Origin of the sequence: Flavobacterium sp. Arc3 (assembly GCF_041431375.1) — a bacterium.
GTDB lineage: Bacteria > Bacteroidota > Bacteroidia > Flavobacteriales > Flavobacteriaceae > Flavobacterium.
Map to the genome: position 1 here is coordinate 95802 of NZ_JASMRI010000005.1, position 13696 is coordinate 109497.

Here is a 13696-nt window from a genome sequence, read left to right on the forward strand (position 1 = left end):
CGAACCCAAAATTTAGAGAAATAAATCCGACTTGAAAAATTGGCTGATAATTTTTTTATTAGTTCCCTTGTTGGAATTTTTGCTATAATATTATTTATTATTATCGCTTATTGGAATCAATAAAATTTAGAGTTGCCATAGAAAAGTTATTGCCTTATTGAATTTTAAAGTGCTTCTTGTACCCAATATACTTATTTTTATTAAACTCACAATAAGTAGCTATAGCATCTTCTTTCAAACAATTGTATTCCACTCCAATTTTAAAAATAGTCTTATTTTATAGGTAAACTACTTTTATTCTTACCTTTAAGTATATTTTATACTATGGATACATTCTATCATATTCTTAAACTCCTTGCTGGCATTGGTCTATTTCTATTTGCCATGTATTTACTGGAGGAGTCTTTAAAAAATCTTTCTGGAAGGAGTTTTAAACTCTTTTTACAGCGCATTACTAAAAATGCGATTGGGGCGGTTACCGGTGGCGCGATAGTTACGGGTATTCTTCAGAGTAGTTCTATGGTTTCATTCATGGTACTGGCTTTTGTAGGTGCTGGTGTATTTACCATGAGGAATGCGATGGCTATTATTCTGGGCGCTAATCTAGGAACTACACTTGATAGTTGGATTGTTGCAACGCTTGGATTTAATATGGATATAGAAGTTGTTTCCTATCCTGCAGTTTGTATGGGAGGTCTACTTCTTATCCTTTTCGGAAGTCGGAAAACCTATAAATATATTTCTTATTTTCTTTTTGGATTTGGCTTATTATTTATTGGCCTATCTTTTATGAAAACTGCCATGGAAGCTCAGGTGAAAGTTTTTGATTTTTCGCAATATACTGCAATGTCACTGGCGGTTTTTTTACTAATTGGATTTATAATCACTGTACTTGTTCAATCGAGTTCTGTAACCATGGCCCTTGCACTCAGTGCAATTCATGTTGGGGCTATATCTTTGCCTATCGCCGCCGCCATTGTATTGGGCTCACAAACTGGAACTACCATTAAAATAATGCTTGGCGCTATAGGAGGAAATGCTTCAAAAAAACGAATCGTGTTAGGGAATTTCCTTTTTAATATTTTTGTCACCTTCTTTGCTTACCTACTGTTGTCCCCCATATTATTCCTGATAACTGAGCAGTTTAATGTCAAGGATCCTCTCATTGGTTTGGTTCTTTTCTCCACCATAATTAATTTGTTTTCCATTATCATCTTCTTACCGCTATTAGATCAATTTACTCATTTTTTGGAGCGCTTTTTCAAAGAGTCAGATGGATCAGTGACTGCTTTTATTAAACATGCTTCCATAGCAGAACCTATTACTGCCTTAGATTTATTTAAAAGGGAAAGTAACTATTTCATACACAATTCAATGCTTTTTAATTTAGAACTTTTTAAGATTGACACGAACTACATCACTAAAAATTCCGACTATATAAGCATTAACGAGAAGAAGAAGTTTTTCATAAAAACAAAAGAAGAAAAATATAATTTCCTCAAACAGTTGCAGGGTGAACTTCATTTATTTTATTTAGAGCTAAGGCCAAAATTACAATCGGAGCAGTATTCTGATATCAATCAATTAATTTCTGCTGTACGCAGTTCCATGCACTCCGTAAAGAGTGTCAAAGATATAGGTACCAATATTACTAACCTCCGACATTCATCAAAAGACATCAAGTACAATTTTTTCATCCATAATAGACAAGAAACACAAGCATTGTACCATCAATTTAATGCACTTATCAACCAAGAAATGCCAAGTACTTTTGATAACCTCCAGTACGTTTTCAATTCTATAGAAAACAACTATACTTCGGCGCTCAACAATTTCTATTCAGAGGCACAAAATACCACTTTAGAAAAAATTGATATTACGACGATTATTAATTTTAACAGGGAGCTTTTTACGTCTAATAAAGCAATGTTAATGGCCGTAAAAGACTTTTTATTGAAAGAAAAACAAGCTCAGGAATTTAATGAAGTTCCAGTGTATAAAACCTAATAAAGGCAAAGCTAGCATTACTCGTGCCAAAGCTTTTTCTAAATATTAAAAAACCTCCAAAATCGAAATTTAATTTGGCCTGATTATAAAGCAATAATTTTATAATAGAAACTTTATATTTTATAAAAGAGTCCGGATATAAATTTTCATCTTTGTAGTTAATTCAATTTTGACTTTTAGTCCAGATTGACTTTTTTTTATCAAAAAACAAAAGGATTTGAAAGAATATTTAAAAAAAGGCCTTAAAATTATCCAGTGGACAATAGGAACCATACTTTTACTATTCTTATTAGTCCTTGTGCTTATCCAAATCCCCTATGTGCAAAATTTTGCAAAGGATAAGGCGGTAGTCTATATTCAAGATAAAATCAAAACTAAGGTTACAATAAAGAAAATTGACATTGGGTTTCCTAAAAGAATTATTCTAGAAGGCGTATACTTTGAAGGCCTTGGAAAAGACACGCTGTTGAGTGCTAACAAACTTGCCGTTGACATCAGCATGTTTCAATTGGTCAATAACAAAATTGAAATCAATTCTGTCGATTTTCAGGGAGTTACGGCAAATATCAACAGAGACTCTACTTCTATGTTTAATTTTGATTATATCATCAAAGCATTCTCATCCCCTGACAGTCCAAAATCTGATTCTAGTCCGATGACCTTTTCGCTAGAAAACATTAATCTGGACACGATAAACATCAAATATACTGATGCCTTTTCAAAAAATGACTTGTACGTTAAATTAAATCACCTTGAAACTCGCATTAAAACTTTTGATTTAGGTTCCTTGGATTTCGAAGTCCCGAAGATCAAGATAAAAGGCTTGAACCTTAAATATAGACAGGGCATTGCTCAAACTACCAGTCAGGAGGATGATACGCCTCAAAGTAATTATAAATTACTGTTAGGGGAAATTGATTTAGCTAAAATTGCTGTAGATTATCAAGATGAAGCTAGTAAATTGAGCGCTACTATTTCCCTAAAAAAAGGTCTCGCAAAATTTGATAAAACCGACTTCTACAACCATTTTTTTATAATTGATGTCCTCAATTTATCAGATGCAAACGGAAAAATAGCCTTTGAAAAATCAGTAAAAAAACTGACAAAAAAAGAACCAACTGCAACTGCAAGTAGGGACTGGGATTTTAAAGTAAGAGAATCTAATATCAAAAGAGTTGATTTCAACTATGACAATAACAACATTGCTGCGATACCAAAAGGGTTTGATTACAATCATTTAAAACTACAATCGTTAAGCTTTGATTCCCAAGATATCCATTACAGTTCTGTTAGCACCTCCGGAAAAATTAACGCTTTTAAACTAAAAGAAAAGAGCGGTCTTGACTTACAGTCTTTTAAAGCTGATTTTTTCTACGGGAAAACGAATTCTTTTCTTAAAAATTTATACCTAAAAACACCACAAACTTTAGTAAAAGACGAAATCCGTATTGGTTATCCTTCTATTGCAGCCATTAGTGATCATCTAGAAGAATTAAGTATTAATGCTACTTTGAAAAAAAGCAGCGTGGGCTTTAAAGACATTTTGCTTTTTGTTCCTGGTTTAGCCAATACGGTACCTTTTAAGGACAATCCAAATGCTATACTTCAAGTAAACAGCAAAATTTTCGGTAAACTAGGAGCGATTGAAATTCCAGGTTTAGAAATTAGCGGTATAGGAAATACAAAAATTGTGGGTAGCGGAACCATAACGGGTTTGCCAGATACAAAAAAAGCGTACTTTGATTTAGATTTAAAAGAATTTTCATCTACTGCCAAGGATTTTAATACTTTCCTTCCGAAAGAAACTATTCCTAATTCAATTAGTTTACCTGCATCATTTAATGTCAATGGAACTTTCAAAGGAACGATCAGTAACTTCGCTACTGATTTGGTTTTGGAAAGTAGTTTTGGTCCAGCCAAAATCAATGCTTTATTGGATCAAAGAATAAAAAACAAAGAAAAATACGATCTAAAAGCAAAGCTCGAAAATTTTGATTTAGGAAAACTAATCAAGAATAATACGATTGGGAAAATAAGTGGGAATGCAACTATAAAAGGATCTGGGTTAGATCCCAAAACAGCTAATGCTGCCGTAAAAGGGACCATAGGAAAAATCAATTATAATAAATACAACTATACCAATCTTGATCTTAAAGGAGCCATTAATAACGGTTTATTTCAAGCTATTGCAGATAGTAACGATCCAAATTTAACTTTTGACTTGGTGACCAGCGGTAGTTTTAAAGACAAATACCCAGCTGGAAAAATAAAGTTAAATATTGATGTTGCTGACTTAGAGAAGCTAAACTTACATGCCGGACCAATGAAGATACGAGGAGCATTAGATGCAGATATTCAATCTGTTGATCTCGATTATCTTAATGGAAAATTTAATATTCTCAATCTTACTATTGCCGATGAAAAAGAACAATTTGTGATGGACTCCATTACTATGATTGTTACTTCGGCAGCAGACAAAAATACATTGTTGTTTAAGTCTCAGTTTCTAAATGCAGAAATAGAAGGAAAATACAAATTGACAACAATTGCAGACGCACTAGCTAATTCGGCAGCTAATTATTACAACCTAAGTCAATCTCGAAAAGCAACAATGACCGAAAAGCAACAATTTGCATTTAAAATTGGAATTTCAGACAGCCCTATTATTTTGAAACTCATTCCTGAACTAAAGAGCCTTGAGCCTATTACTATAACTGGAAGATACAACACTGTCAATGATTCCATAATCTTGAATGGTGCTATTCCTAAATTAGTCTATGGTGGTAATACAATTACAAATGGAATTCTAAAAGTAGATACAAAAGACAATGCTTTACTATACAGTCTTGTGGTGGATGACATTCAAAACAGCCAATTCCAATTGCCTTATACTTCCATTAGTGGGCAAGTGCAAAACAATATAGCAGACTATACCCTGCAATTAAAAGATGCAAAAGATATAGAAAGATACTTGATTTCTGGAACACTTAAAGCTTCAGCAGCTAATAATGAACTTAGGCTTGACCCACTGAAATTAGTCCTAAATTATGAGCCTTGGATGATGGATGCAAATAACCTACTTCGTTTTGGAGAAAAAGGAATCTATGCCAACAACTTTAAATTAAGCAAAGAAGAAAGCAGCATTAATATACAGTCACGGTCAGAAAAGACAAACGCTCCTTTAGCAATTGACTTCAAAGATTTCAAAATTGAGACTATCACTAATATCGCTGTCAAAGGAGACATAGAAATAAGCGGAAACATCAACGGGAATGCGGTCGTAAAAAACTTGAATCAATCCCCTGTTTTTACTTCTGATTTGATTGTGGATAATTTCTCATTCAAGAAAGACACCATTGGTACAATCAACATAAAAGTTGACAATATAGTGGCTAATACTTACAATGCAAAAGTTTCTCTAACTGGACAAGATAACCTTGTCGATTTAAACGGAACCTACAAGACAGGCGAAGGCAACCTAGATATAAATTTAGACATTTCAAGATTAAACCTAAAAAGTATTCAAGGTTTTACATTGGATAACCTAAAGGAGAGTACCGGTTTCTTAAGCGGTAATTTTAAAATAGCTGGAAATACAAGCCAGCCAAATGTGGTAGGTGATTTGCTTTTTAATGAAATAGGATTTAAAATAACACCTCTCAATGCAACGTTTAAATCGCTAAATGATAAAATTGCATTTACAGGTAATACTATTGCTTTCAATCATTTTAAGATAAAAGATGAAAAAGATAATGATTTAGATATCAACGGAAAAATCAATACTCAAAATTTGAGCAACATTGGCTATGATTTAACGCTCGATGCAATAAATTTCAAAGCGGTCAATTCCCAGGAGAAAGACAATGACTTGTATTACGGTGAAATGTATCTGGACAATCATTTAAGAATTGGTGGTACTTTTAATAATCCTACCGTTGATGGAAATATTAAAGTAAACAAAGATACTAAATTCACGATTGTAATGCCACAGTCTGATCCATCAATAGCAGATCGAGAAGGTATTGTTGAATTTATAGATCAGGACAACCCGCCAATGATTCAGACGAAGCTACGAGCAGACGAAGCCTTGAGTAACCTCGAAATTACAGGTATCAATGCATCTGTAAATATCGAAGTGGATAAAGACGCTGAATTATCAATTGTCATTGACAAAGCCAATGGTGATTTTTTAAAATTAAAAGGAGAAGCCCAACTAAGTGGCGGTATTGATCCGTCTGGAAAAACGACTTTAACGGGTCGGTATGAGTTAAACGAAGGATCTTATGAAATGAATTTCAATTTGATCAAACGCAAATTTGATATCAAAAGCGGTAGTTATATCCTGTGGACAGGTGAGCCAACGGCAGCTGATATCAATATCACAGCAGTTTATAAAAACGAAGCTGCGCCAATTGATCTTGTCGACGACCAATTATCTAACGTATCAGCTTCTATAAGAAACACCTACAAGCAAAAAATTCCTTTTGAAACCGAATTAAAAATGAAAGGCGAGCTAATGAAGCCAACCATTTCCTTTGACATTATCTTGCCAGACGGAAACAACAGCGTTTCTACAGAAATCATTAACACAACACAAGCTAAACTAACCCAATTGCGTCAGCAACCAGACGAACTGAACAAGCAAGTGTTTGCTTTACTCCTATTGAACCGTTTTATAGGAGAAAATCCATTTGCCAGCGAATCAGGAGGAACAACGGTTTCGTCTCTTGCCAGAGAAAGTGCTAGTAAGATCCTGTCACAACAATTAAACAATCTAGCAGGCGATTTAATAAGCGGTGTCGAACTGAATTTTGATTTAGCTTCCTCACAAGATTATACAACAGGTCAGTTAGAAAACAAAACTGATTTAAATGTTGGGATTTCTAAAAAATTGCTGAATGATCGCTTGAAGGTTACCGTAGGAAGCAGCTTTGGGTTGGAAGGACCACAACAACAAAACCAAGAAGCCAATACCATTGCAGGTGACGTTACGATAGAATATCAGCTTTCTAAAGACGGAAGATATAAATTAAAGGCGTATCGCATCAACAAATACCAAGTGGCGCTTCAAGGCCAAGTAGTTGAAACTGGAGTCGCTTTTGTCATTACTTTAGATTACAATGAATTTAAAGAATTGTTTCAAAAAGTTAAAAAAGAAAAATAATTAAAGAACATTCCAAACAGCAGTCTGATGAATAAGAATTCAATACTATATCTTCTTTTTACGCTATTGCTTATTGCTGCATGCAGTGGTACAAAAAATTTACCTGACGGTGAACTATTGTACACGGGAGCTAAAATAAAAGTCGAAGGTGATGCAACGCCAAAAAAGGAACGTAAGGCTTTGAAAGCCGAATTTGAAGCTATTGTCAGACCAAAACCTAATGGTTCGTTTTTGGGTCAAAGACCCAAATTATTTATTTATAAACTTGCTGGTACTCCAAAAAAGCAAAAAGGATTTCGCTATTGGCTAAAAACCAAAGTAGGCGAAGCGCCTGTTTACTACAGTAAAGTAGATTTAGAATACAACAAATTGGTTTTACAAAACCATGCCGAAAACAACGGCTACTTCAACACCAAATCCACAGCTGATTCTACGCGCCACGGTAAAACAGTTAATGCCGTATATAACGTAATTCCCAACAAACAATACCGCATTAGAGAAGTTCAATTCCCTCAAGATTCTACAGTCCTATCGACTGCGATAAGTAAAACTAAAAGAAGAACTTTGCTTAAAAAAGATCAGGGTTATAATCTCGCTACCATCAAAGAAGAACGGTTACGCATCGACGCACGCCTTAAAGAGAAGGGATTCTACTATTTCAATTCTGACTATCTTAAAGTTCAAGTAGACAGTACCGTTGCAGACTATCAAGTCGATTTAATTGTCAAGGTAAAAGACAAAACTCCAGAGCAATCGCAAACGCAATACCGAATCAATGACATCATCGTATATCCTAATTATTCCATTAATATGGATAGCACCGTTACCGCTTCGGCTTCGGCATTGAAACACAATGACATGACGATTATCGATGACGAAAATTTGTTTAAACCTCGTATTTTTGATCGTACCTTATATTTTAAAAAAGATGATTTTTACAACCGTACCAATCACAATTTATCCCTAAACCGATTGGTCAATTTAGGTACGTTTAAGTTTGTTAAAAATGAATTTAAAGTCGCTGACACGATCGGGAATTATCTAGATGCGTATTACTACCTCACTCCTTTGCCTAAAAAATCGATTGGTTTGGAAGTATTGGCCAAAACCAATTCGGCTAATTATACGGGTACAGAACTCAATGTGAACTGGAGCAATAGAAATGTGTTTAAAGGAGCTGAATTACTAACTATTTCTGCATTTGGTGGATTAGAAGTCCAAGTTTCAGGTGTAAACAACGGCTTTAATGTATACCGTTTTGGGACTGAGGCTAATTTAGTTTGGCCCAGAATTATATCGCCATTCCACTTTTTGTTCTCTAGCGGTTTTGTTCCAAAGACAAAAGCGACCTTAGGATATGAGTTCCAAAATAGAACCAAACTGTATTCGCTACAAACCTTTAAAGGTTCGTTTGGGTATTTATGGAAAGAAAATGAACGTAAAGAACATCAGTTCAATATTACTGAAATTACATATGCTAGTCCGCAAAACGTGACACCACTATACCAAGAGCAAATTGATGCCAATGCTTCCCTTGGAAAAGTAATCGAAAAGCAATTGATTTTTGGCCCTACCTATTCCTATACGTATACAAATACCATCGAAAAAAGAAGAAAACATACATTCTATTATAAGGGAGGTGTGGATTTATCAGGAAATATTACTGGACTTGCTACTGGAGCTAATTTGAAAAAAAAAGACACTATAAAAGTCTTCAGTGTACCCTTTAGTCAATTCGTTAAAGTAGAGAGTGAGTTCAGACATTATTTAAAATTAGGTGGCGAAAAACAATTGGCTAGCAGGATTATCGCGGGAGCAGGATTTGCATATGGAAATTCAAATGAAATGCCTTTTATAAAACAGTTCTTTAACGGTGGAACCAATAGTATAAGAGCTTTTCGCGCGAGATCTATAGGTCCGGGAAGTTTTGATGGTACAGCAACTACTAATGCATTTCTCGCCGATCAATCTGGTGATTTAAAACTAGAATTGAGTACGGAATACCGAGCTAAAATATATGATTTTGTAAAAGGAGCCTTGTTTGTAGATGCTGGAAACATTTGGTTACTTAAAGACAACCCCGATAAACCTGGTGCAAAGTTCTCTAAAGATTTCTTAAACGAACTTGCCGTGGGTGTAGGTGCTGGATTGCGATTTGACTTTTCTTTTCTGGTACTAAGAACCGATCTTGCTTTTCCCATACGCAAACCATATTTGCCAGAAGGTGACCGTTGGGTACTGGATAAAGTAAGTCTTGGAAATAGTTCTTGGCGAAACGATAATCTAGTTTTTAATCTAGCCATTGGGTATCCGTTTTAGTAATTTATAAAACAGTTCCATTTCAATTTATACTGCCCTACTCGATTTATAGCGTCGAATCACTGTTTATAAGCGAATTATAATTTCAATAACAATTACAATCCTACTTTTCATTGCAGAATAATTAAATTATAAAGCCAAATGCCATCATATAGCTAACATTAGTTGGCTTTTGGAGTAAATCATTGCTAATTTCGATTATATTTGTGGCATAAACTACTTTATTTATGGAAGAATGTATCTCTGTCTTTGACATGCTAAAAATTGGTGTTGGCCCATCTAGTTCCCATACCCTTGGACCATGGCGTGCAGGAGAACGCTTTCTTGAAGAACTGAGAAAGAAAAATCTAATTCAGTCTGTCGTTAGAGTAAAAACAGATTTATACGGCTCCTTATCCTTAACCGGAATTGGTCACGCTACTGATTTAGCGGTTATGCTTGGCTTAAGTGGTCAGGATCCAGAATACATTGCTGTAGAAAATATTGATGGAATTATAAAGTCCATCAAAGACAAAAACCAAATCAATTTAGGGAATGAATTCTTAATTTCTTTCTCCTTTTCAGAAGATATCGTTTTCAATAAAGAGTTTCTACCTTTTCATTCTAACGGAATGAAATTTACCGCTTTTCTGGCTAACGGAAAAGAATATGTAGCGACTTTCTACTCCATCGGTGGTGGATTTGTGGTTAAAGAAGAACGAGTGAATGCTAAGAAAAAAATAGAAATAAAATGTGCTTTTCCATTCCCTACAGATAAAGCAGTCGACATTTTAGGCTACTGTAAAACTGAAAATAAGAAAATCTCTGAAATCGTTTATGAGAACGAGAAATCCATGCGTACGCCAGAAGTAATCGACCTCGAGTTAATGCGAATCTGGAACACCATGTTAGAGTGTATGTATATAGGTTGCCATACAGAGGGAATCCTTCCTGGCGGCTTAAATGTTCGTCGTAGGGCTTTTGACATGCATCAAAATTTAATTGGGTTATCAAATTACAGCGATCCACAAACGTGGCTGGAACAAATAAGACTCACCGAAGTGAAATTTCGCCAAATCCTGAAATGGGTAAGCTGTTTTGCTTTGGCGGTAAATGAAGTTAATGCTGCTTTGGGCCGCATCGTAACCGCACCCACAAATGGTAGCGCCGGAGTAATTCCGTCCGTATTAATGTATTATCTGGTGATTGAAAACCATCAAGCTGGTGAAAAAGAAATCAAGCAATTCTTGTTGGTTGCTGGTGAAATAGGCAGTATTTTCAAGAAAGGATCAACGATATCAGCCGCAATGGGAGGATGTCAGGCAGAGATAGGCGTTTCGTCTTCTATGGCTGCGGCAGCATTGTGCGAGTTGATGGGCGGAACCCCAGAACAGGTTTTAATGGCTGCTGAGATTGCCATGGAACACCATCTGGGATTAACCTGTGACCCTATAGGTGGTTTAGTGCAAATCCCTTGTATCGAACGCAATACCATGGGCGCGATCAAGGCAATCCATGCTGCTGAACTAGCGCTAGAAACCGACCCAAAACATGCCAAAGTTCCCTTAGACAAAGTAGTTAACACCATGTGGGAAACGGCAAAGGACATGAACAATAAATACAAAGAGACTTCTGAAGGCGGACTCGCCGTAGCGGTGAACATGTCTGACTGCTAGCATGTGCTTAACTTGTTTCAATCTCTTGATAACGTTTAGTTTTTCCTAAACTTCTTTAAGAACAACTATATTTAAAATCGTTCCTCTACAAACAAAAATAATAATGGCTTATCCCCGCTAAAACGGCTAGACAATTGACTAGCCGTTTTAGCGGCATCGGGGTATTTGCAACAATCTTTTTTTTATTGCGCTACAGTTCGATAAAAGAAAAAAGTATTTCCACTTCTATCCATTACACTACAACAAACTTCTAATCAGTACTACTTTCTTTTAAAAAAATACGTTCAACTAACACCATCATAGATTAGTTTAGTCATAGAAATACCAACTCATTTATCGGCAAATTAAACTGGTAAAGGATACAAGAAGACAATAATAGGTCAAAGCAGTAGTAAAACAAATGAAATTTAGCGGAATAAATAGTCAATAAATAAAAAGCTCCTTCGATATTTTGTAATAATTTTTTTACTACTTTTATTCATGATAAAAGTAGATTTTATAATACCTGGATTTAAAGTATAGCTAAGTTTAACTCTGTTTATGCTGAAAATACTAGGGAAATATTAAAAAAAAACTACTAAATATATTATTTAACTATTACAAATGGATAAAAAGAGACCTCCTACTAGTCTTAAAAGCATAAGTAAATTAAGTAAAATTGACAATTTTAGTTTTAATTTTTTCACAGTACAGTTTTTACTTGTGATGATATTTCTATTTTATCTAAAATTGACCTATATGGCTTGGGGAACCATTCCTATTATTTTACTATTGTTTTATTTTTCAATTTCAAAGAGATTTAGTTTTCCACAAAAGTCATTAATTGCTATTTCTACAATAACAGCATATTATACATTTACTTTTATACTATATGGGAAGTCTTATGATTTTTTACTTATAACTTACTTAACTCCAATTGTTTTACTAATACTACTTCGCTATAATAAGTTAATGATTTTTTTTAGCGTACTCATTTTATTGATCATTACAACTACCGTCTATTTTGATTTTTTTGGATTTGACTATGGTAATGAAATGTATTATGAAAAAGATAATCATGATAGCTTGTTAAATTTTATTGTAATAATGATAACACTCTATTTGGTTGTGTTATTAAAAGCAAGAACAAAGTTAGTTGCTGATATAATTAAAGATCTAAAAGCTAAAAATATTGAATTAGAAGAATCTCGAATTGAATTGAAAAAGTTACAAATCAATAAAGAATCATTTTTTGCCATAATGAGTCATGAAATTAGAACTCCTTTAAATGCCATAAAAGGAATTTCAGATATTTTAAAAAATAATATAGATTGTGAAGAAGATTGTAATCTTTTAGAACTGATGGATTATTCCACCAATCATTTATTAGCATTGGTAAACAACATATTGGATTTTACCAAACTAAACGACGGGGTTTTCTCTTTGCAGTACTCAGAGTTCAACTTAACAACCTCTCTAAATTCGTTGTTTAAAATGAATGAAAGATTAGCCTTAGAGAAGGGATTAGAGTTTAAAATCCAAATCGATAAAAACATTCCTAATACTGTTTATGGTGATAAAAACAGAATCAATCAAATCGTTTTAAATCTTCTAAACAATGCGATTGAATATACCACAGCTGGAATAGTAACAATGCATGTAAATGGAAATCATAATGCGGATAATAAAGATGAATTTCAACTTCAAATTACAATCTCTGATACTGGCAAAGGAATAGATAAAGATTTAGGCGAAAAGATATTTCAAAAATATGCTACTTCAAACACATCCAAAAATAGCGTTGGTCTTGGTTTAACCATTTCAAAAGGCCTAATTGATTTAATGAAAGGAACTATTTCGTATAAATCAAAACAAAATCAGGGTACGACATTTAACATTACTATTCCATTACCTATTGTAGAAAACAACGGTGCAAATTTAGAAAATGTTGAAAATATTTTTCACAACACGAGTATAAAAATGCTGATAGTTGATGACAATAAAATCAATTTATTAGTTTTAGAAAAGCAGTTAAAAAACAAATTGAAAAACAGCCAAATTACTACTGCTTATAATGGCTTAGAAGCATTAAACTTAATAAAAGACAATGAATACGACATTGTGCTAATGGATGTAATTATGCCCGTAATGGACGGTATTACTGCAACCACGCAGGTTAGAAGTCTAACCGACGAAAACAAAAAAAATATTCCTATTATTGCTTTAACCGCTAATGTTGGTGAAAAAGAATTATCAGAATGTTTAAATGCTGGTATGAATGATTTCGTAACAAAACCATTTGAAATTAATGCCCTATTAAAAATAATTCACAAAAGAATAAAAGTCTGCGAACCAAGCTAATTCCCGTTCTCGTAAAAATTATTTTATCTGAAAATCGTAAAGCTGATTTTCTATATTTACTAATAATCATATTTTTTTCAAGTATTGTGAATTAAAAAAGAGAAAGATATTATTCTATCATAATAATACATTGAAAAGAGTAACTTCAATTTCTTCGTAACGCAAAAAAACGTTTTCAAAAATCTTTAAAGGCGAACGATATCGGAATCAA

General features: G+C 33.9%; 5 protein-coding genes. All 5 read left to right on the top strand.

Annotated elements, in window-relative coordinates; all coding sequences use genetic code 11:
- The first annotated feature begins 324 nt into the window (after positions 1 to 324).
- The 5 genes from QO200_RS05010 to QO200_RS05030 all read left to right on the top strand — a co-directional run bounded on the left by QO200_RS05010 (position 325) and on the right by QO200_RS05030 (position 13485).
- Positions 325 to 2007: a Na/Pi cotransporter family protein gene (locus QO200_RS05010; protein WP_371537147.1), complete on the top strand. Its 1683-nt coding sequence runs from the start codon at positions 325 to 327 to the stop codon at positions 2005 to 2007.
- A gap of 217 nt (positions 2008 to 2224) precedes the next feature.
- Positions 2225 to 7171 (top strand): translocation/assembly module TamB domain-containing protein, encoded by a 4947-nt coding sequence (locus QO200_RS05015; RefSeq protein WP_371537149.1) that lies wholly within the window; start codon positions 2225 to 2227, stop codon positions 7169 to 7171.
- 27 nt (positions 7172 to 7198) lie between these two features.
- Positions 7199 to 9490: a BamA/TamA family outer membrane protein gene (locus QO200_RS05020; protein WP_371537152.1), complete on the top strand. Its 2292-nt coding sequence runs from the start codon at positions 7199 to 7201 to the stop codon at positions 9488 to 9490.
- Between the two features lie 227 nt (positions 9491 to 9717).
- On the top strand, positions 9718 to 11145 hold the full coding sequence (locus QO200_RS05025; protein WP_371537154.1) for an L-serine ammonia-lyase: 1428 nt from the start codon (positions 9718 to 9720) through the stop codon (positions 11143 to 11145).
- A 603-nt stretch (positions 11146 to 11748) separates the two neighbouring features.
- On the top strand, positions 11749 to 13485 hold the full coding sequence (locus tag QO200_RS05030; protein WP_371537156.1) for a response regulator: 1737 nt from the start codon (positions 11749 to 11751) through the stop codon (positions 13483 to 13485).
- Positions 13486 to 13696: the final 211 nt, after the last annotated feature.